Source organism: Rhodococcus artemisiae, assembly GCF_036327795.1.
Taxonomy (GTDB): Bacteria; Actinomycetota; Actinomycetes; order Mycobacteriales; family Mycobacteriaceae; genus Rhodococcus; species Rhodococcus artemisiae.
On the sequence record NZ_JAUTXY010000012.1, the window covers coordinates 133,618 to 153,352 of the forward strand.

General features: G+C 66.6%; 19 protein-coding genes and 1 pseudogene. 13 read left to right on the forward strand and 7 right to left on the reverse strand.

All coding sequences use genetic code 11. From position 1 onward, the window contains the following. Positions 1–45: 45 nt before the first annotated feature. On the forward strand, positions 46–1,236 hold the full coding sequence (locus tag Q7514_RS22845; protein ID WP_330135547.1) for a 4-hydroxybenzoate 3-monooxygenase: 1,191 nt from the start codon (positions 46–48) through the stop codon (positions 1,234–1,236). A 136-nt stretch (positions 1,237–1,372) separates the two neighbouring features. Then, positions 1,373–2,299 carry a DUF5996 family protein gene (locus tag Q7514_RS22850; RefSeq protein ID WP_408016166.1) on the forward strand — a complete coding sequence of 309 codons (927 nt, stop codon included), beginning with the start codon at positions 1,373–1,375 and terminating at the stop codon, positions 2,297–2,299. Between the two features lie 57 nt (positions 2,300–2,356). Here Q7514_RS22850 and pcaDC read toward each other — a convergent pair whose 3' ends face one another. The 3 genes from pcaDC to Q7514_RS22865 are packed head-to-tail and all read right to left on the reverse strand — an operon-like array spanning position 2,357 to position 5,810. Then, entirely contained in the window at positions 2,357–3,511 is a 1,155-nt protein-coding gene (gene pcaDC, locus Q7514_RS22855) for a bifunctional 3-oxoadipate enol-lactonase/4-carboxymuconolactone decarboxylase PcaDC (RefSeq protein ID WP_408016162.1), read from the reverse strand. After that, complete coding sequence (locus Q7514_RS22860) at positions 3,511–4,833, reverse strand: lyase family protein (RefSeq protein WP_330135550.1); 1,323 nt, start codon at positions 4,831–4,833, stop codon at positions 3,511–3,513. Before Q7514_RS22860 ends, pcaDC begins: the two co-directional genes overlap by 1 nt. 56 nt (positions 4,834–4,889) lie before the next feature. Then, positions 4,890–5,810, reverse strand: a complete 921-nt coding sequence (locus tag Q7514_RS22865; RefSeq protein ID WP_330135551.1) for a LysR substrate-binding domain-containing protein — start codon at positions 5,808–5,810, stop codon at positions 4,890–4,892. Positions 5,811–5,909: 99 nt separating this feature from the next. Here Q7514_RS22865 and pcaH point away from each other — a divergent pair, with 99 nt between their 5' ends. Continuing rightward, positions 5,910–6,641: a protocatechuate 3,4-dioxygenase subunit beta gene (pcaH, locus tag Q7514_RS22870; protein ID WP_330135552.1), complete on the forward strand. Its 732-nt coding sequence runs from the start codon at positions 5,910–5,912 to the stop codon at positions 6,639–6,641. Between the two features lie 9 nt (positions 6,642–6,650). Continuing rightward, a complete protein-coding gene (gene pcaG / locus Q7514_RS22875; protein WP_330135553.1) occupies positions 6,651–7,307 on the forward strand; it encodes a protocatechuate 3,4-dioxygenase subunit alpha in 657 nt (218 codons plus the stop codon). Between the two features lie 15 nt (positions 7,308–7,322). Here the strand turns inward: pcaG and Q7514_RS22880 are convergent, their stop codons facing one another. Beyond that, the gene (locus Q7514_RS22880; RefSeq protein ID WP_330135554.1) at positions 7,323–7,805 is read right to left on the reverse strand and encodes a MarR family winged helix-turn-helix transcriptional regulator; all 483 of its coding nucleotides are present in this window, start codon (positions 7,803–7,805) and stop codon (positions 7,323–7,325) included. 90 nt (positions 7,806–7,895) lie between these two features. Between Q7514_RS22880 and Q7514_RS22885 the strand changes: the two genes are divergently transcribed. Then, positions 7,896–8,837, forward strand: coding sequence for an aldo/keto reductase (locus Q7514_RS22885; RefSeq protein ID WP_330135555.1), 942 nt, complete (start codon positions 7,896–7,898; stop codon positions 8,835–8,837). 11 nt (positions 8,838–8,848) lie between these two features. Next, a complete protein-coding gene (locus Q7514_RS22890) occupies positions 8,849–9,946 on the forward strand; it encodes an SDR family oxidoreductase (protein ID WP_330135556.1) in 1,098 nt (365 codons plus the stop codon). Here the strand turns inward: Q7514_RS22890 and Q7514_RS22895 are convergent. After that, positions 9,933–11,390: a DHA2 family efflux MFS transporter permease subunit gene (locus tag Q7514_RS22895; RefSeq protein WP_330135557.1), complete on the reverse strand. Its 1,458-nt coding sequence runs from the start codon at positions 11,388–11,390 to the stop codon at positions 9,933–9,935. The two genes, Q7514_RS22890 and Q7514_RS22895, sit on opposite strands and share 14 nt — an antisense overlap. Before the next feature lie 150 nt (positions 11,391–11,540). Here Q7514_RS22895 and Q7514_RS22900 point away from each other — a divergent pair, with 150 nt between their 5' ends. The 5 genes and pseudogenes from Q7514_RS22900 (at position 11,541) to Q7514_RS22920 (ending at position 16,206) form a co-directional block, all read left to right on the forward strand. After that, positions 11,541–12,167, forward strand: a complete 627-nt coding sequence (locus Q7514_RS22900) for a TetR/AcrR family transcriptional regulator (RefSeq protein WP_330135558.1) — start codon at positions 11,541–11,543, stop codon at positions 12,165–12,167. A gap of 40 nt (positions 12,168–12,207) precedes the next feature. Then, entirely contained in the window at positions 12,208–13,293 is a 1,086-nt protein-coding gene (locus Q7514_RS22905; RefSeq protein WP_330135559.1) for a potassium channel family protein, read from the forward strand. 78 nt (positions 13,294–13,371) lie between these two features. Next, entirely contained in the window at positions 13,372–14,238 is an 867-nt protein-coding gene (locus Q7514_RS22910; RefSeq protein ID WP_408016167.1) for a PaaI family thioesterase, read from the forward strand. 56 nt (positions 14,239–14,294) lie between these two features. Then, positions 14,295–14,747: a MarR family transcriptional regulator gene (locus Q7514_RS22915; protein WP_330135561.1), complete on the forward strand. Its 453-nt coding sequence runs from the start codon at positions 14,295–14,297 to the stop codon at positions 14,745–14,747. Positions 14,748–14,827: 80 nt separating this feature from the next. Then, positions 14,828–16,206: pseudogene (locus Q7514_RS22920) on the forward strand (MFS transporter). On the opposite strand, the gene Q7514_RS22925 reads toward Q7514_RS22920, so the two are convergent. Beyond that, entirely contained in the window at positions 16,207–17,115 is a 909-nt protein-coding gene (locus Q7514_RS22925) for a type IV toxin-antitoxin system AbiEi family antitoxin domain-containing protein (RefSeq protein WP_330135562.1), read from the reverse strand. Between the two features lie 162 nt (positions 17,116–17,277). After that, positions 17,278–18,195, reverse strand: coding sequence for a TIGR03564 family F420-dependent LLM class oxidoreductase (locus tag Q7514_RS22930; protein WP_330135563.1), 918 nt, complete (start codon positions 18,193–18,195; stop codon positions 17,278–17,280). Positions 18,196–18,290: 95 nt separating this feature from the next. Between Q7514_RS22930 and Q7514_RS22935 the strand changes: the two genes are divergently transcribed. Together Q7514_RS22935 and Q7514_RS22940 are read left to right on the forward strand one after the other, a co-directional pair. After that, the gene (locus Q7514_RS22935) at positions 18,291–19,124 is read left to right on the forward strand and encodes a TauD/TfdA dioxygenase family protein (protein WP_330135564.1); all 834 of its coding nucleotides are present in this window, start codon (positions 18,291–18,293) and stop codon (positions 19,122–19,124) included. After that, entirely contained in the window at positions 19,121–19,678 is a 558-nt protein-coding gene (locus Q7514_RS22940; RefSeq protein WP_330135565.1) for a nuclear transport factor 2 family protein, read from the forward strand. The genes Q7514_RS22935 and Q7514_RS22940 overlap by 4 nt, the downstream gene beginning before the upstream one ends. Positions 19,679–19,735 lie beyond the last annotated feature (57 nt).

A 19,735-nucleotide genomic window follows, 5' to 3' on the forward strand; every position in this document is an offset into this window, starting at 1 on the left:
AGACCTCCAGACTCGATGGCACACGTCACACAGTGGAGGGCTCACATGAACGCACGGATCGACACCACCCGAGTCGGCATCGTCGGCGCCGGCCCTGCGGGCCTGATGCTGTCGCATCTCCTCGCGAAGGCCGGCATCGACAACATCGTCGTCGAGAAGCGCGATCGCGGAACCATCGCGAACACCCACCGCGCCGGGATCCTCGAGCACGGATCGGTCCGGTTGCTCACCGACAGCGGCGTCGACGGGCGCGTCCTGACCGAAGGACACCGCCACGACGGCATCGACCTGCGATTCGCAGGCGAAAGCCACCGCATCGATTTCGCAGACCTGATCGGCGAATCGGTATGGCTGTACCCGCAGAACGAGGTGTTCGTCGATCTCGCCGACGCCCGCGAACGCGACGGTGGCGACGTCCGCTACAGCGTCACCGATACCGAAGTGCTCGACCAGACCACCGACACCCCGAAGATCCGCTTCACCGACGTCGACGGCACTGCGGTCGAGATCCACTGCGACATCCTGGTGGGCGCGGATGGTTCACAGAGCGTGTGCCGACGCTCGATCCCGGAGCAGGTGCGCACGGACAACTTCGTCGAGTACCCGTTCGCCTGGTTCGGCATCCTCACCGAAGCACCGCCGAGTGCACCCGAATTGATCTACGCCAACTCCGAACACGGATTCGCCCTGATCAGCCAGCGCAGCGACACCGTCCAACGCATGTACTTCCAATGCGACCCAGGAACCGACGCATCGGTGTGGACCGAGGATCAGATCTGGGAAGAGCTGCAGAAACGTGTCGACGGCCCGGACGGATTCCAGCTGAAGCGGGGCCGCATCTTCGAGCAGATGGTGCTGCCGTTCCGCTCGTACGTGTGCGAGCCGATGCGCTACGGCAACCTGTTCCTCGCCGGCGACGCCGGGCACACCGTTCCCCCGACCGGCGCCAAGGGCCTCAACCTGGCACTGGCCGACGTGCGGGTGCTGTTCGAGGCCATCGACTCGTTCTACGCGACCAAGTCGCCCGAACTACTCGACGGGTACAGCGACACCGCCCTCGCGCGAGTGTGGCGAGCGCAGAATTTCTCGTACTGGATGACGAACATGCTGCACACCCGCGCCGATGCGAACCCGTTCGAGCGCAAGCGTGCCCTCGGCGAACTCGCGTCCGTCACGTCGTCGCGGTACGGACGGCAGTACCTCGCCGAGGGCTACACGGGCTGGCCACACAGCTGACACCGGGCGCTGTCCGGCCGAGGTGCGAGGAGCCCTCCGATTCGTGATTGCGGCCGGATTCACCGGATCCACCGGGTAGCGTCGGGCGGAGACCGCGCGCCGGATGGGCACCTACCGAGGCGGGAAGGTTGAGATGATGGACACCACCGAATGGCCGAGTCTCCGAGTCGACGACTGGGCCCCCACACGCGACACCGTGCACATGTGGACTCAGATCGTCGGCAAGATCCGGATGTCCCACATGCCGCTGATCAATCATTGGTGGCAGGTGACGCTGTATGTGAGTGCGCGCGGGCTCACGACCGGCAGCGTCCCGCACGGCACCGGGATGTTCGAGATGGAATTCGACTTCCTGGACAACGCGCTCGTCATCCGGCACAGCTCCGGTGAACAGCGCAGCGTGCCGCTCGCCGCAAGAGCCGTCGCGGAGTTCTACCAGGAGACGATGGCGGCCCTGGCCGATCTCGGCATCCGACCAGAATTCCAGACCAGCCCCAACGAGGTGGATCCCGCGATTCCGTTCGCCGAGGACGGCCATCACACCGAATACGACCCGGAAGCCGCCCGATTGTTCTGGCGTCAACTTATACAGGCAGACCGCGTAATCCACGACTTCCGGTCGCATTTCGTCGGCAAAGTGAGCCCGGTGCACTTCTTCTGGGGCTCGTTCGACCTCGCCTGCACCCGATTCTCGGGCGGCAACGCACCGGACCATCCCGGCGGGGCGCCGAACTGCGGAGACTGGGTGATGGTCGAGGGATATTCACATGAACTGAGCAGTTGCGGGTTCTGGCCCGGCGGCGGAGAGGAAGGGGCGTTCTATTCGTACGCCTACCCGGAGCCGAACGGCTTCGCCGACCATCCGGTACACCCCGACGCCGCATACTTCAGCAACAAGTACAAGCAGTTTCTACTTCCCTACGAGGCGGCGCGCACCGCAGCCGATCCCGATCGCCTCGTCGGCGAGTTCCTCCAATCCACCTACGCCGCAGCCGCAGACCTCGGCCACTGGGACCGTGCCGCACTCGAGATCGACCCCGCACGCTGGCATCGGCGACCTTGACTGCCGGAGGCTCCGACGACGCGGCTGAGTTCCCTCGAGGCCGCCACTCGCCCGAGGTCAGTCTCCGAGATCGGCCAACGCCTGCTTCCCCAGCGCGAACGCGCGGTTGCTGTTCGGCACACCCGCGTAGACCGCGGTGTGGAGGAAGACCTCGATGAGTTCGTCGGGATCCATGCCCGCTCGCAGCGCCGCACGGATGTGCATGTCGAGTTCGTGCTCGTTACCCACTGCGGTGAGGATCGCGAGGGTGAGCAGGCGTCGGGTGTGGTGGTCGAGGCCGGGACGCGCCCAGATGTCGCCCCACGCGGTGCGGGTGATGAAGTCCTGGAACGGCTGTGTGAATGCGGTGGCCTGCGACATCGCACGGTCCACATGCGCGTCGCCGAGCACGGAACGTCGCATCCGCATACCCACCTCGACCGCTGCAGAACGATACACACCTACCTGCTCCGACCTGGTGATGTGCGCACGGATCAGCGCGGTCACGCGACCCGCCTGCTCGACGTTCACCAGATGGGCGCCCGGGTCGAGGACGTGGAAGTCGGCATCGGCGATACCCTCGGCGAGTTCACGCATCGTCTCGGGCGGGGTCGCCGGATCCTGCGCACCCGCGATCACGAGCGTGGGTGCGACGATTCGCGCGAGGTCGGCGCGTCCGTCGAACTCTGCAAGGGCGCGGCAGGAGCCGGCGTACCCGTCGTTCGACGTCGCCGACACCATCGCGACGTGTCGCTGGACCAGCTCCGGGTCGCGTTGTGCCAGATCGGCCGTGAACCAGCGCCCGACGATCTGATCGGCAATCGAACCCACTCCGTCGGCGAGCACCGTCTCCGCGCGGTCACGCCACTGCTGAGCCGGCTCGAACACCGCGGCCGTGCACAGCAAGGTCAACGACCGCACCCGCTCCGGGCGATGCGCGGCGAGCCACTGCCCGACTGCACCCCCCAGCGACAGACCGACGACGTGCACCGCGTCGACCCCCAGCTCGTCGAGCAGTGTCAGAACATCCCCGGCGAGTTCCGGTACCGTGTAAGCACCTGCGACAGAATCCGATTCACCGTGCCCGCGGTGGTCGACCGCGATCACGTCGGCGATCGGCGACAACGCCACGATCTGCGGCGACCACATCCTCCGGTCGGAACCGAGCGACCCCAGCAGTAACACCGAGGGGGCCGCGGGATCACCGTGTCGTTCATAGGCGAGAGATGTCATCACAGTCCTCCGTGTCGGGCGAGGGCACGGTCGACGAGATCGGCGGCGTGCCCGAGATAGCGGGTGGGATCGAGGAGTTCGGCCAGTTCGTCGGCCGAAAGGTGCGCGGTGATGCGCGGGTCTGCGTCGAGCGGGGTTCCGGAGACGGCAGCGTCGGTGACGATGGCTCTCGCATCGTCGACGTGTCGTGACAGTGCGCTCACCACCTTCTCGGCGAGTACCGCTCCTCCGGTGAGCCCGAGGTTGCGGTCGAGGGCGTCGACGTGCACGTGCAGGCCACCGAGGCATACGGAAAGTCGATGTGCGGCACCGCCGGTCAGGCGGAGCAGATCTGTCACTGCTTCCCACTCCGCATGCCACGCCCCTGCCGCGCGGGCGAATTCGTGATCGGCAGACGACAACACGGTCGCGACGAGCCCGGGCACACGACGCGCAGCTGCCCGCGCCGCGATGGCCGCCACGGGATTTCGCTTGTGCGGCATGGCCGATGAACCACCCGGTGACTCTTCGGAAACCTCACCGATCTCGGTCATGGCCATGAGCACCACGTCGGTCGCGGGTTTCGACACCGCGCCTGCCGCGACACCGAGCGCCGTCGCGAGCCGCGTCATCGGGGTGCGCACGGTGTGCCACGGGATGGTGGCGCGCGCGAGTCCGAGGCGGTCGGCGAGGTCGTCGGCGAAGTACATCCCGTCGGGTGCGACGGCGGCGAGGGTGCCGGCGGCTCCTCCGTACTGCACGGGCAGCGCCGAGAGGGCGCGGTCGAGTTCGATGCGGGCGTCGTCGAGTCCGGTGAGCCACCCGGCGGCGAGGGCACCGAACGTCGTGGGAAGGGCCTGCTGGCCGAGGGTGCGCGCGATCATGGGCGTCGCGCGGTGTGCTCGGGCGAGATCTGCGGCAGCAGCGGCGGCGGCGGCGAGGTGGTCGAGGATGCGTCGTCCCGCGCGACGCGCGAGGAGCACCAGCGCGGTGTCCATGATGTCCTGGCTGGTTGCGCCGACGTGCACGGCGGTCGCGGGAGCGTCAGCACGATCGCGGAGCAACTTCACGAGCGGGATGACGGGATTCCCGCCCGCCGCGGCGAGGGCACCGAGTTCGGCAGGGTCGAGGTCGCGGGCGAGTTCGGCGGCGGCAACGGCCACGGCAGCGGCGTCCGCTTCGGTCGCACGCCCGATCCCGACGGCGCCGGCAGTGATCGCGGCCTCGACCTCGAGCAGCGCTCCGATCCACGCGCGGTCCGACACCTCGGGTGCCATGTCGTCGGCCCCGAAGACAGGATCGAACAACGGCCCGCGGGTGGATTCCTGGTGGGGGTGTGACATCGGAGACCTCGGGATCGGATCGGGTTCGCTCGGAAAAGCTGCGCCAGAGCGCGGTTTCACGTACCGACTGTGCCATGGCCGGCTCGGCGCAACAGCGCAGCAACGTCGTCGACGATAGCGGACGCCGCCGCAGCCGAGCGGATCACGCCGATCGTTTCGGCCGTGCCGACGGTGTCGACGGGCAGCCGAGCGAGCCTCCCGTCGGCGATGTCCCGCCCGGGGACGCGCTCGGGAGCCACCCATACGGCGTCGGATTCGCGCGTGTATGCGGCGGCGACCGCGACGTCGAGAGTCTCGACGGTGCCCGGAGGTAATTCGAGGCCGTGTCGGCGCAGGAGCACGTCGGTGTGGTGCCGCGGCACGGTGCCTGCCACCCCGACGACCAGCGGGTATTCGCACATCGCGGGGAACGTCGCCCGCGTGCCCACCAACGGATGACCGGGGCGGACCACGAAAGCGAGCGCCTCGGCATAGAGCAGCTCGAACGACAGACCTGCCATGGTGTCGGGGTCGCTCATCCGCCCGATCATCACGTCCACGTCGCCTGCGCGCAGCGCCGCGAGCAGTTCGGTGTTGGTGGCGGTGCGGAGGCGGACATCGAGCTCGGGGTGTTGCGCACGCAGCTCTCCGAGCACCTCGGGGAGCAGCACCGACGCCGCCGACGGCAACGCCCCGATGCGCACGGTCGTGTGCTCGGATTCGCCGGCGCCCGCCAATCCCGCGACCGCGGTGTCGAATGCCTGGACGACGCGTTCGGCGTGGTCGAGGAAGCGTTCACCCGCGGCGGTGGGGACAGCGCCGTGACGGCCTCTGTCCAGCAGTTTCATCCCGGCGAGGAGCTCGAGTTCGTTGATGGTCTTGGTGACGGCGGGCTGGCTCAGGTGCAGCCGTTCGGCGGCGCGACCGACGTGGCGTTCGTGCGCCACCGCGACGAAGCAGGTCAGGTGCCGTAACCGGATACGGCCGTAAAGTTCCATTACCAAACGTTATGCAACTTGGCCCGAATCGTCAATTTACATGAGAGTTCGGCGCACCTAGCGTGGATGTAACCCACAGCCCACGACAGGAGCGGCTTCATGAGCATCGCTGGAAGAAGCGCATACGGCGAGTTCGTCGAGCGCGACCACAGGCAGCATCCCCCGGCACTCACGCCGGGTTACCGCACGTCGGTCCTGCGTTCCCCGCGAAATGCGCTCATCTCACCGCGGAACACGGTGTCGGAGAAGACCGCTCCACTGATCACCGCAAGCGAGCTCGGCGAACTCGACAACGACCTGATCCTCAACTTCGCGCACGGCGGTCTGCCGATCGGCGAGCGGATCATCATGAACGGGTACGTCCGCGACGAGTTCGGAAATCCCGTGAAGGGCGCGTTCGTCGAAGCGTGGCAGGCGAACGCCGGGGGCCGCTACCGGCACAAGAAGGACTCGTACCATCTCGCACCGATCGACCCGAACTTCGGCGGTTGCGGCCGGATGATCACCGACGACAACGGCTACTATTTCTTTCGCACCATCAAACCGGGCCCGTACCCGTGGGGCAACAGCACCAATGCCTGGCGTCCCGCGCACATCCACTTCTCGATCATGGGTGACGGCTGGGCGCAGCGTCTGATCACGCAGTCGTATTTCGAGGGCGACCCGCTGATCGAGCAGTGCCCCATCGCCGCGACCATCCCCTCCCGCGACCAGGTGCGCAGCCTGATCGCCCAGGCCGACACCGCGAACGACGCCCCGTTCGACGCCCGCGCCTACCGGTTCGACATCACGCTGCGGGGCCGCCGCGCCACCTTCTTCGAGAACGCATAGGGAGCCACCATGAACCAGCCGCTCACACCGCTGCCCATGGTGCAGCGTCGCCCTGAGACCCCGTCGCAGACGGGTGGGCCGTACGTGCACATCGGTCTTGCGCCGCAGCAGGCCGGATTCGACATCTTCGAGAACAACTTCGGCAACGTGCTCGTCACCGACGACACGCGCGGCGAGCGAATCACGCTCGAGGGAAGGGTATTCGACGGTTCCGGCACCGCGGTCCGCGACGTGCTCATCGAGATCTGGCAGGCCAATGCCGACGGCAAGTACGCCCACCCCGGCGACACCCAGGACAAGGACGTCGATCCGTCGTTCCGCGGGTGGGGTCGTACCGGTGGTGACTTCGACACGGGCGTCTACACGTTCGAGACCATCAAGCCCGGCGCTGTGCCCGGAAACAACGGCAGGACCCAGGCCCCGCACGTGCTGATGGTGTTGTTCGCACGCGGCATCAACGTCGGTCTGCACACCCGGCTCTATTTCGACGATGAGACCGACGCCAACGCCGCCGACCCCCTGCTGAGTTCGATCGAGTGGGAGGTCCGCCGCGATACGCTGATCGCCAAGCGCAGCGAACGCAACGGAAAGCCCGTCTACACCTTGGATATCCGGTTGCAGGATACCCCGGACGGCGGACGCGAGACCGTCTTCCTCGACATCTGAACGCGGGACGCCAGATCAAGCCCGGACGAAACCAGGCGGGTCGAGCACCTCGACGATGCGCGCCGCCGCGTCGCCGAGAGCGCGCCGCTGATCCTCGGTGAGCGCGTCGAACACGTATCGACGAACCGCTTCGACGTGCCCGGGCGCTGCGGAGCGGATCTTCTCCCAGCCCGCGTCGGTCAAGATCCCGAGGGTGTAGCGGCCGTCGACCGGATCCGGAGCGCGCTGCACCCAGCCGGCCTTCTCCAGCCGGGTGATCACTCGCGACAGGTGCGAGAGCGTCATGTTCGAGGCCGCTGCGAGTTCACTGAGTCGGATCGTCCGTTCCGGAGCCATCGAGATCTGGGACAGCGCGTGATACTCGGGGTGGCTGAGGCCGGCGTCCTCTCGCAGTTGCGCATCGAGCCGCACCGGCAGCCACACCATCATCGACCAGACGGAAAGCCAGGTCTCACTTTCCTCGGCGTTCAGCCAGCGCGCCTCTTCGTTGATCGACATGCGTCGATCCTACCCCATCACTTGACGCGTCAAGTTAGCCTCCGTAGTATGACTTTCCGCAGCAAGTAATACTCGATTCCAGGAGATCCCATGACGCGCATAACCCGTACCGAACTCGACATCTTCCCCCTCAACCTCGGGGGCAACACCTTCGGCTGGACCTCCGACCGCGACGCCTCTTTCGCCGTCCTCGACGCCTTCGTCGAAGCCGGCGGCAACTTCATCGACACCGCCGACTCGTACTCGATGTGGGCCAACGGCAACACCGGCGGCGAATCCGAGACCGTGCTCGGCGAGTGGATGGCCGAGCGAGGCAACCGCAGTGAGATCGTCATCGCGACGAAGGTCGGCGGGCTCCCCACCCGGCCCGGCCTGTCCCGCGAGAACGTAGACCCCGCCCTCGACGAATCCCTGAAGCGTCTGCAGACCGACTACGTCGACCTCTACTACGCGCACTACGACGATGACGCGGTGTCGATCGCCGAACAGGTGCAGATCGCACACGCCCTCGTCGGTTCGGGGCGAGTGAGGCACATCGCCCTGTCGAACTTCACTCCCGAGCGCATGCGCGAATGGTTCGAGGTGTCCACGCGCGAGGGCCTGACGGTCCCGGTGGCGATCCAGCCCCAGTACAACCTGATCAACCGCAAGGAATACGAGCAGGGCTACGCACCGATCGCGCGTGAATTCGATGTCGCAGTGTTCCCGTACTTCGCGCTCGCGTCCGGCTTCCTCACAGGCAAGTACCGCACCGCTGCCGATTTCGGCGGGGCAGGCCGTAAGGACTTCGTGTCCGGGCACCTGACCGCGGCGGGACTCGAGGTCGTCGATGCACTCGTGACGATCGCCGACGCGCGCGGGATCGAGCCCGCAACCGTCGCGCTGGCCTGGCTGCTCGCCAAGGGTGTCACCGCGCCGATCGCCTCGGCGTCACGCCCCGGGCAGTTGCCCGCACTCATGGCCGCGCCCGGTGTCGCCCTCACGGCCGACGAGGTAGCCGCACTCGACCGCGCATCACAGCCCTTCGCGTGAACGGAAGCACCATGACCACACCAGGACTGAACCTGACCGATCTGCCCACGAACGGCGGCACCGTCCTCGTCGCGGGCGACGGCGGACTCATCGGAAGCTACGCCGCCCGCGAGTACTCGAACCTCGGTTGGACCGTGCACGGTGTCAGCCGCCGCGACCTCCCCGACGTGCCGTGGCAGCACCGCAGCGTCGACCTCCTCGACACCGACGAAGCGAAGAACGCACTCGCCGATCTGAGCGACGTCACGCACCTCGTCTTCGCGGCCTACATCGAGCGGCCCACCGATCCCGAACTCATCGAGGTCAACGACGCATTGCTGCGCAACACCCTGGACGCGCTGCAGGCCGCGGGGGCGCCGCTGCGGCACGTCACCCTCTATCAGGGCGGCAAGGCCTACGGCCACCATCTCGGGTTCTTCAACACACCCGCGAAGGAAACCGACGCGCGGCTCATCGCCCCGCACTTCTACTACACGCAGGAAGACCTCCTCCGGCGCGTCGCCGCCGAGCGCAATTTCACCTTCACCGCGCTGCGCCCCGAGGGCGTGACGGGCTACGCGACCGGAAATCCGATGAATCTCCTGCTCGTCATCGGTGTGTATGCCGCGATCTGCAAGGAACTGGGACTGCCGATGCGCTTCCCCGGCACCCGTGCCGCCTACGACGTGCTCTACCAGACCACCGACGCCGAACTGCTCGGCCGCGCAACGGTGTGGGCGGGTTCCGCCGACACCGCCGCGAACCAGGTCTTCAACGTGAACAACGGCGATCAGTTCCGCTGGTCGCAGCTCTGGCCACGGTTCGCCGAGCACTTCGGCATGGAATACGCGCCGCCTCAGCAGATGTCGCTCACGGACGCCATGCCGAACCGCGCCGACGTCTGGCAGCGGCTGGTCGAGAAGCACCACCTGGTCCCCACACCGTTCGAGAAGCTGGTCGCGTGGCCGGTCGGCGACTTCCTGTTCCACCACGAGGCCGACAACATCACTTCCACCGTGAAGATCCGTCAGGCCGGGTTCGCCGATGCGCTCGTGACCGAAACGCGTCTGCTGCAATTGTTCGACCGTCTCGTGGAGCGGAAGGTACTGCCGCCGATCACGCCTCGGTGAGGGCGGCGTCCGGCTTCCGGATGAAGAACGCCGCGACCACCGCCAGCAGCGACACGACGCCGCCGCACAGGAACGCCATGTGGATACCGTCCTGATTCGCAGCGAGCTCGCTCGCACCGTCGGACGCCGCGGACGTGGCGGTCACGGTCATGACCGTGATGAACAGCGCCGTACCCGCCGCACCCGCAAGCTGCTGGACGGTGTTGAAGATCGCGCTGCCGTGCGAGTACAGCTCGGCCGGCACCGCTCCCAGTGACGACGTCATCAGCGGCGTCATCACCGATGCGAGGCCGAGCATCAGCATCACGTGAACGCAGACGATCATCGGCGTCGACGACTCCGCGTCGAGGAGCGTCATCAACCACAGCGAGGCACTGACGACGGCAGCACCCGGGATGACAAGGGGGCGCGCACCGATGCGGTCGTAGATGCGTCCGACGAACGGCGACAGCAGACCCATCGCCAAGCCACCCGGGAGCAGCAGCAGACCGGTCTCGAGGGTGTCGAGGCCGCGCACGTTCTGCAGGTACAGCGGCAGCAGGATCAACGCACCGAACAACGCCATCATGCTGACGACCACCATGCTCAGACCGATGCTGAACACCGGGTACCCGAACGGGCGCATGTCGAGGAGGGCGCGTCCGTCCTTCTGCCGCGACAGCTGACGCATCACGAACACGGCCAACGCAGCCACACCGACGACGAGCGGCACCCACACCGGGATACTCGACTCTTCCGCCGAATGACCGATGCTGCTCAGGCCGTAGACGATGCCGCCGAACGCGAAGACGGACAGGATGACCGACACGACGTCGAGCGGGACCTTCTTCGTCTCGGTGACGTTCTTGACCAGCACGACACCGATAGCGAACGCGATGAGTGCGATGGGCAGGACGATCCAGAACATCCAGCGCCAGTCGAGGGCGTCGAGGATGATGCCGGAGATGGTGGGGCCGATGGCGGGGGCCACGGAGATGACGATGGAGATGATGCCCATCATGCCGCCGCGCTTGTGGGCGGGCACCACGCGCAGCACCGTCGTCATCAGCAACGGAAGCATGATGGCGGTGCCTGCAGCCTGCGTTACACGACCGGCGAGGAGCAGTTCGAATCCGGGTGCAGACGCCGCCAGCAGCGTGCCGAGACTGAACACGCCCATCGACGCGATGAACACCTGGCGGAGCGTGAACCGCTCGAACAGATAGCCGGTGATCGGGATGACGACGGCCATGGTGAGCATGAAGCCGGTGGTGAGCCACTGGGCGGTGCTCGCGGTGATGTCGAGATCGACCATCAACGGCGGCAGTGCGACGCTCATGATCGTCTCGTTCAGGATCATGACGAATGCCGCGACGACGAGGACACCGATCAGCACCTTGCTGCCCGGCTCCAGATCGGCCTCGCGACCGACGTCGGCCTGGTCTTCCAACTGGGGTGACTGCATATCCGATTACTTCCTGAATGGGTGTATCGATCGCGACTGCGACAACCCTGAAAGTCTCGCCCCGGTTGGAAGTGACTGTCAACTTGATTTCCACTGCTAGATTGACGTGAACTCTCAACGCTGTGGTCCGAGGTGAAAGGAACCCCACCGATGACCCTGAAATCCCAGGCACGCGTCCCGGACCTGCGGGAACGACGCAGGCAGGAGACGCGCCTCGAGATTTCGAAGGCCGCCCTGGAGCTGTTCGAACTCCAAGGATTCGCCGCGACAACTGTCGAAGAGATCGCCCGAGCGGCCGGTGTGTCTTCGAGCACATTCTTCCGATGCTTCGCCACCAAAGAGGAATCGGTGTGTGGTCCGGACCGCGAACTCGAAACCGAGATCGTCGAGTGGCTCGAGTCGATTCCGCAGGAAGACATCAATCTCCCCGGCATCGAAGCCTTCTACGAGCGCTCCCTGCAGCGACTCATGACGAGCTCCGAGGACACACGGGACCGCATTCTGCGCACCCGCCGACTCATCGCGTCCGACAACCACCTCCGTGCCGCCGCGTTCGCGGCCGACGCCCTGGCCATGTGCCGCATCACCATGAGCGTCGCCGAGCGCCTGCGCGGCCTCCGCTCCGAATCGTTCGCGCGGCTACTCGTCGAATCAGCCGGTGTGGCCTCGCGCATCGCGTTCGACACCTGGGTCCGGCGCATCGAACGCGGCGAGGACGCCGACCTCGTGGAGATCTACCGCACCACCCGAACCGATCTCCGCGAGGTCGTCACCTGATACTTCGACGGAGCGACCACTCGCGTGCAAGAGTGACGTAATGCCCGATAGGTTGCGAGCCCGGTTCAGCCGGTCCGATCAGCTCACGGAGCGCCCCGACTTCGCCCTCGTCGGTGTGCTGAAAGTTCCCCAGACGTCCACGAGCCCGGCGCGCGCGATCGTGCGACGCATCGGCTACGCCCTGGCGGCCCTGCTGGTGATGGTGGCACTCGTCTACATCGACCGCGACGGCTACCGGGATGCCCAGGACAACGAGCTGTCGCTGCTCGACTGCTTCTACTACGCATCGGTGTCGCTCTCGACCACCGGCTACGGCGACATCACCCCGATCACCCCGTCCGCGCGGCTGATGAACGTCCTCGTCATCACGCCGCTGCGCGTCTTCTTCCTCATCGTGCTGGTCGGTACGACGCTGGGCGCCCTGACCGAGACGTCACGTCAGACGTTCCGCATCCAGAGCTGGCGACGCCGGGTCCGTGACCACACCGTCGTCCTCGGGTACGGCACCAAGGGCCGCTCCGCCGTCGACGCGATGCTCGGCGACGAGGTGCCGCCGTCGCAGATCGTGGTGGTCGACACCGATCCCATCGTTCTCGAGAGTGCGGCCGGGCAGGGTCTGGTGACCGTGCACGGCTCGGCCACCAAACAGGACGTGCTGCGTGTCGCGGGGGTGCAGCGCGCGGCGTCGGTGATCGTGGCGGCGAACCGCGACGACACCGCCGTGCTCATCACCCTCGCCGCCCGGGAGATCAATCCGAACGCGAAGATCGTCGTCTCGATCCGCGAATCGGAGAATGCGCATCTACTGCGTCGCTCCGGCGCCGACTCGGTGGTGGTCTCGTCGGAGACCGCCGGACGGCTCCTCGGTGCCGCGCGCAGCTCACCGCGCGTGGTCGACATGATCGAGGACATCCTCACCCCCGAGGAGGGTTTCACCATCGCCGAGCGTGCCGTGGACCTCGAGGAGGTCGGGCTGGATCCGCGACATCTGGGTCAGATCGTGCTCGGCGTCGAACGCAACGGAAGCCTGTTCCGGGTGGGATCGCCCGAGGTCAGCGCGCTGGCGGCACGCGACAAGCTCCTCTACATCCGGTTGACGGAGGACGGGTCGGGGCACCGCGGCTGAACCTGGCTCTCCCGCTCCGCTCAATTTTATGGAAGAGTCATTTCCATGATTGAGAATGACATTTCCACACAGGGAGGGATGGACGTGTCCGCAGACAACACTTTCACCTCGGATTTCGGCATCAAGTCGCTGCAGGTTTCGAGGGACCGCGCGATCATGGGCGCGACGGTCACCGAGAAGCTGTGCAACCCGGCCGGCACGGCATCACTCGGATTCCTCACGACGCTCGTCGACATCGTCGCGTCCTCCCCGGCACTGGTCGTGGGCTCCCCCGACTGGACCGCGACACAGGATCTGTCGATCCACGCCGCCGGCTTCCTGCGACCCGGCCCGATCGCGATCGACGCCAAGCTGATCCGTGTCGGCAAGAAGACGATCCTGGTGGAGACCGACGTATACGACACGCACGGCGTCACCGATCTCCGCGAGATCGCGAACTCGATCGACACCCCGGGCACGAGCGGCCTCACCCTCGCCGCACGCGGACTCGTGACGTTCGTGCGCCTGCCCCGCTCCGCCGCGACCCACGGCGACGTCGCGTCGTACACCCCCGAGCAGTGGGTCGGAACGATTCGCGAGTACCCGCCCGTCCCCATCGACGACGACGTCTTCTCGCGCCTGAACCTTCACGAGGTCGACGCCGCCAACGGGGAGTTCGAACTCGATCTCACCGCTTTCGTCGCCAATTCCATCGGCACCATCCAGGGCGGCGCGCAGGCTCTGCTCGCCGAGGCTGCCGCACATGCGATGCGTCCCGGCCTCGTTGCCACCGACGTCCAGGTCCATTACCTCGCGCAGGTGAAGAAGGGCCCGGCGCGATCGCACGGCACGGTGGTCCGCGACGCCGACGACCACTCGGTGATCAAGGTCGCACTCGTCGATTCCGGCGCGGACGACAAGCTGCTCACGCTGCTGACGATCACCCTTCAGCGTCCCCCGCGGTAGCCCGCCGGGCACCACCCTCGCTTGACGAGGCATCCCCACAATTACATAATTCGCTTATGCAAAAACGAGCCTCGGATGTCACCCACCGCCTGGAGACCGGTGACGATCTCGTGCTCGCCGTCGAACAACTGGTTCGATTCGTACGCTCCCGTTCCACAGCCGGAGACCTGAGCAGTTCGGCATCGTCCGCGCTCAGCCGGCTGGTCCGGGAGGGTCCGCAGTCGATCACAGCGTTGGCCCACGCCGAGCACGCCTCCCAACCCAACATGACCCAGCTCGTCACGAGGCTGGAGAAATCAGGGCTGGTACGTCGTGCCCCGGACAGCACCGATGGACGCAGAGTCCTCGTCGAGACCACAGACCTGGGTCGCGACGTCATCGGACAACGACGCGCGCAGCGGTCCGAAGCGCTGCAGGAACTCCTCGATCAGATGTCCGAGGCAGAGCGAGACGCAGTGCAGGTCGCGCTGCCTGCACTGGCACAGGCGATCCGGGACTCCAGCCGATAAGCGTGGTCACCTCACGCCTGTCGCTGCTGCCCGTCCTCGTCTACACGGCACTGACCAGCGCCGTCGTCAGTTCCCTCGGCATGTTGCTGGTGCCGACGCTCTCGCACGAGCTGGACGTCTCGGTCAGCACCGCCCAGTGGATGCTCACCGTGAACCTCCTCGTCGGCGCAGTGGCCACACCGATCATGGGCCGACTCAGCGACGGCCCCCACAAGAAACGCCTGCTGCTGACGTCGTTGGCGATCATTATGGTCGGATCGATCCTGGCGGCATGTGCTCCCAACTTCACCGTCTTTCTCATCGGTCGTGCGCTGCAGGGTCTTTCGTACGGCATCGTCCCGGTGACGATCGCCCTCGCTCGACGCTATCTGCCGGAAGAGCAGGTGCGGCCCGGGATCTCGAGCCTGTCGGTGACGGTGTCGACCGGGCTCGGTGTCGGCTACCCGCTCACCGGGATGCTCGCCAGCGGCTTCGGATTCCGCGTCGCGTTCGCGTTCGCCGTGGTCTTCCTGGTGACAGCGATCATCGTGGTCTGGCGCATCGTCCCCGGCGGCCCCGACGACCGCGCCCCGCGAAACCGGTTCGACGTTCTCGGCGCCGCGCTGTTGGGTCTCGGCCTGACCACGCTGCTGGTCGCCGTGAGCGAAGGGGCGAACTGGGGTTGGGCTCGGTTGCCACCCTGGGGTTCTTCCTCGCTGCGGCAGTTATCCTGGCCGTCTGGGTGGGCGTCGAATTACGGGTGTCCAACCCTCTGATCAATCTGCGCGTCATCCGCCACAAGGACGTCCTGCTCGCGAATTGCACCGCGATCGGCCTGGGCGCTGCGATGTACATGGGTCTGTCCGTCGCCAGCATCATCGCTCAGGCACCCGAGACCACGGCGTACGGCATTGCGCTGCCACTGTTCTGGGCGGGTTTCGTGATGCTCCCACTCTCAGTGGGCAGCTTCATCGCCAACCGCGTCGTGCGGAGGTTGTCGGGTCGGATCAACCTTCCGACCCTGCTCCCGGTCGGCGCCGCGATGACGGCCATCGGAGCGATCCTCCTCTGGCAGGTCCACGATCAGCTCTGGGAGATCCTGGTCGGAATGATGCTCTTCGGTGTGGGCATGGGAACGACGTACGCGTCGATGCCCGGCCTGATCGCCAGATCGGTCGCCGACACCGAACTCGGCAGCGCGGTCAGCTTCAACCAGGTCCTGCGGACCGTCGGCGGCGCGTTCGGTAGCGCACTGTCAGGTTCGGTACTGGCCTCGCACCTCGCCGCGGATCTCAATCCCACCGACACCGGCATCACCCTGGCCCTCGGCCTCGCCGCAGGTGCCAGCACGGTGGTGTTCGCGGCGCTGACCGTCAACCACCTGAGGGCACGACGACGCTCCTTCCCGCGCGCCGACCAGTCTCCGGCAACGACAATCGCCGATGTAGGAAGCAGGGATGCGAGCGGGAAGGAGGACTGATCACTGGTCACGCCTCGCTCGCTCTACTGCCCGCTCGAAGCGGGCGCGAACGACGTCGAATCGGGACAGTTCCGCCCACGTCCAGCGGACCACGTGGAAACCCAGATCGCGTAACGCGTCCTCCCGAAGCTTCTCCCGACGAAAGACGTCAGGGCCGTCACCGCCGTACTTGCCCATACCGTCGAATTCGCCGACGATCCGATGCTCCTTCCAGTAGAAGTCGGTGCGGGCAACGAACTCGCCCTCCGGAGTGTGCACAACCTCCTGCAACGCGGGGGCAGGCAGCCCGATCTGGTCCATCCGCAACCGGCTCAGCGACTCACCGGGGCTTTCGCTACGTCCGTCGAGAAACGCGATGACCCGTCGCGCTCGGGCGATACCTTGCCGTCGGCCGCGGGACTCGAGAGCCTCCGCCAGTGCCACCCGCAGCGCCGGCTTTCCCGCCAATGCGGAATCCCCGGCAATCACGACCTCGTCGATCGGTGCCGTGCAGGCAAGGTCCGCGACCGTCCGCGCGATGGACGTACACGGCACTCCGTCGACCTCGACGACGTCGTCGGCGCCGAGTTGCACCACGTGCAGATGACGCCCGGTGCCGCGACGACCACCGGATTTCCCGTCCCGGCTCACGTGGACACGGCTCAGATCGGGACGCCACAACGCCAGTCCGTGCAGAACCGCGGCAGACACATGGCTGATCGCGGACCCGTCGGGCAGTCCCGCTCCCGTGGTTCGCGCCCGGATTCGATGTCGTTCGATCGCGTCGAGGCCCTCGGCGGTGGGGCCGTCCAGATAGATTCCGGGCGCGACACGCTCCAGTGCGCCGGTTCGGAGTCCACGTCGGATCTCGGAATCGCTCAGGCCTGAGCTGAGGGCGTCGCTGCGGCGGAAGGGTTTCGGTGAGGTCATGACGCCGAGAGTGTCATTGCGGCACTCCCGACACGTGTCGATATCCGCGAAAGCCACCGATCTGTGGATGGTTTGGACCGGTGTGGATAACTCCCGCGACCCAATTCGCTTCCCACAGCTGCAATTACGGGTGTCGGATGCAAATTTCCGCGCGGGAAGCGCCTACCGGGTGGTGATCGAACTCAGGAAGGTCCGCGTCCGCTGGACCGAACCTCGCACGTCGTCGCCGACGGGGAAGATCGCGGCCCAGACGTCGGTGGCGCCGGCGGCGAGCAGGTTCTGCAGTTGGGCGTGGACGGACTCTTCGGTGCCGACGATCGCGACGTCGGCGGGGGTGCTCGCTCCCCCGACCTCGAGGACACGCTGATAGTTCGGCATTCCGGCGTACATGGTGGCAGTCGCAGCGACCGCGGCGCGCGCTTCGTCGGCGTCGTCGTGCACCGCGACGGGAAGCCCCGCGACGATGCGCGGCGACGGGCGGCCCGCTTTCTCCGCCGCAGCGCGGATCGCGGGTGAGATGACGGATTCGACGACCTTGGCAGACGCCATCCACAGCACCGTGCCGTCGGCGTATTGCCCCGCGACACGCAGCATCCGAGGCGACATCGCCGACAGCAACACGGGCACCTCATGCGCGACACGCGCCATCCGGCCCTCGCTCCGAGTACTCCACTCGCCGCCCTGGAAGTCGACGTCCTCGCCGCGCAGAAGCGCGGTGACGATGCGGACGTATTCCTCGGTGTTGCGGCCGGGCCGGTCGTACGACATGCCGTAGACGTCGCGCACGAGGCTCTCGTGAGACGGTCCGAGGCCCAGGGTGAAACCGGGACGACCCATCGCTTCCGCGACGGCGGCGACACGGTTCGCCTGCAGCAGCGGGTGGACGGGGTAGGTCTGCAGCACCGCGGTGCCGAGTTCGATCGACGACGTCTCGCGACCCGCGACGGCGAGCGCAGTGAGTGGATCGCCCGCGACCGTGCTCGCGTACCAGAGCGACGTGAAGCCGTCGGCCTCCGCTTTCTGCGCCTGTCGCACGATCTTGTCGGTGGTCGATGCGCCACCCGTCAACCCGATCCTCACCACGAACCTCCCTCGAGAATCTTACCTATAGTCAATGAGAATAGTACTCTCAGAGAATAAGCATTCAATTCTCGCTCGACCCGGAGGGCCACATCTTGTTTCCCGACATCACCCCCATCTCCGAAGAGATCGGCGCAGAGATCACCGGCGTCGCCGGCCACACGCTGAACGACCCGAAAGCCGCCGCGCGCTGCCAGGAACTGGTCGACCGGTACGGCGTCGTCGTATTCCGCGAAGCGAAGATCAGCGACAGCGACCTCGTCGAGCTGAGCCGCATGCTCGGTGAAGTCGTCGTTCCGCCGATGGGCGGCCAGGAAGACCACCCCGAGGTGTCCGCGATCAGCCTCGATCCCGCCAAGACGGTCCTCGCGGCATACAACACCGGCACCTTCCACTGGCACATCGACGGCGCCACCGACGAGGTCCCGCAGAAGGGCACGCTGCTGACCGCGCTGCAGGTGTCCGACGAGGGCGGCGATACCGAGTTCGCGAACACCTACGCGTCGTACGAGGCCCTCTCCGACCAGGACAAGGCCGAGTTCGAGACGCTCCGCGTGGTGCACAGCTTCGCCACGGCCCAGCGCCTGGCCAACCCCGAGCCGACGGAGAAGCAGGAGGCCGCGTGGGCTCGGGTGCCCGAGCGCGAGCATCCGCTGGTGTGGACACGGCGCAGCGGCCGCAAGTCACTGCTGATCGGTGCCACCGCCTCGCATGTCGTCGGCTGGCCCGAGGAGCAGGGCAAGGGCCTGATCGGACGCCTCCTCGCGTGGTCGACGCAGCCGCGATTCTCGCTGCGTCATCACTGGCAGCCCGGCGACCTCGTGCTGTGGGACAACACGGGCATGCTGCACCGCGCCGTGCCGTATTCGGCCACGTCACCGCGCCTCCTGCACCGCACCACCCTCGTGGGCGAGGAAGCCGTCGCATGACCGACCCGGCCGACCTCGAACGCAACGTGCAGTACCTGATGGACAGGACGGCGATTCTCGACTGCATCGCGAACCACGCACGCGGGTGTGACCGACACGACACCGACCTTCTCGGCAGCACCTACCACGACGACGGCGTCGACGAGCACGGTGCGACCATCAACAGCGGCCCGGACTACGCGGGCTGGGCCAACTCCACCCATGCCGCGACGGCGGACGCCCACACCCACAACATCACCACCCACACGTGCGAGATCGACGGCGACACCGCGCACTGCGAGAGCTATGCCATCGTCGGACTGCTCGGAAAGGGTTCGTCCACAGTGCAGTTGATGAGCGGTCGCTACATCGACCGACTCGAGAAGCGCGACGGCACCTGGCGGATCGCGGTGCGCAGGTCGACGGTGGAGTGGACCGCTTCGGCCGACGCATCGCTTCTGCAGTCGCCCTTCTTCACGAAACAGGCCTTCCTCAAAGGCACCCGCGACACGTCCGATCTGTCCTATCAGCGCCCCCTCGAGGCCGACTCCGATGCCCCCGCTCGCTGGCGATAACAGTCCCGATCAGCGGCTACTCCTTTTGACAAGGGCATACGTGCCCTGTTCGGATGG

What these genes read in the sequence shown, in the direction of transcription:
- Q7514_RS22845 (WP_330135547.1), top strand. Translation starts at nt 46, where the DNA reads ATGAACGCACGGATCGACACCACCCGAGTCGGCATCGTCGGCGCCGGC.
- Q7514_RS22850 (WP_408016166.1), top strand. Translation starts at nt 1,373, where the DNA reads ATGGACACCACCGAATGGCCGAGTCTCCGAGTCGACGACTGGGCCCCC.
- pcaDC (WP_408016162.1), bottom strand. Translation starts at nt 3,511, where the DNA reads ATGACATCTCTCGCCTATGAACGACACGGTGATCCCGCGGCCCCCTCG.
- Q7514_RS22860 (WP_330135550.1), bottom strand. Translation starts at nt 4,833, where the DNA reads ATGTCACACCCCCACCAGGAATCCACCCGCGGGCCGTTGTTCGATCCT.
- Q7514_RS22865 (WP_330135551.1), bottom strand. Translation starts at nt 5,810, where the DNA reads ATGGAACTTTACGGCCGTATCCGGTTACGGCACCTGACCTGCTTCGTC.
- pcaH (WP_330135552.1), top strand. Translation starts at nt 5,910, where the DNA reads ATGAGCATCGCTGGAAGAAGCGCATACGGCGAGTTCGTCGAGCGCGAC.
- pcaG (WP_330135553.1), top strand. Translation starts at nt 6,651, where the DNA reads ATGAACCAGCCGCTCACACCGCTGCCCATGGTGCAGCGTCGCCCTGAG.
- Q7514_RS22880 (WP_330135554.1), bottom strand. Translation starts at nt 7,805, where the DNA reads ATGTCGATCAACGAAGAGGCGCGCTGGCTGAACGCCGAGGAAAGTGAG.
- Q7514_RS22885 (WP_330135555.1), top strand. Translation starts at nt 7,896, where the DNA reads ATGACGCGCATAACCCGTACCGAACTCGACATCTTCCCCCTCAACCTC.
- Q7514_RS22890 (WP_330135556.1), top strand. Translation starts at nt 8,849, where the DNA reads ATGACCACACCAGGACTGAACCTGACCGATCTGCCCACGAACGGCGGC.
- Q7514_RS22895 (WP_330135557.1), bottom strand. Translation starts at nt 11,390, where the DNA reads ATGCAGTCACCCCAGTTGGAAGACCAGGCCGACGTCGGTCGCGAGGCC.
- Q7514_RS22900 (WP_330135558.1), top strand. Translation starts at nt 11,541, where the DNA reads ATGACCCTGAAATCCCAGGCACGCGTCCCGGACCTGCGGGAACGACGC.
- Q7514_RS22905 (WP_330135559.1), top strand. Translation starts at nt 12,208, where the DNA reads ATGCCCGATAGGTTGCGAGCCCGGTTCAGCCGGTCCGATCAGCTCACG.
- Q7514_RS22910 (WP_408016167.1), top strand. Translation starts at nt 13,372, where the DNA reads ATGGACGTGTCCGCAGACAACACTTTCACCTCGGATTTCGGCATCAAG.
- Q7514_RS22915 (WP_330135561.1), top strand. Translation starts at nt 14,295, where the DNA reads ATGCAAAAACGAGCCTCGGATGTCACCCACCGCCTGGAGACCGGTGAC.
- Q7514_RS22925 (WP_330135562.1), bottom strand. Translation starts at nt 17,115, where the DNA reads ATGACCTCACCGAAACCCTTCCGCCGCAGCGACGCCCTCAGCTCAGGC.
- Q7514_RS22940 (WP_330135565.1), top strand. Translation starts at nt 19,121, where the DNA reads ATGACCGACCCGGCCGACCTCGAACGCAACGTGCAGTACCTGATGGAC.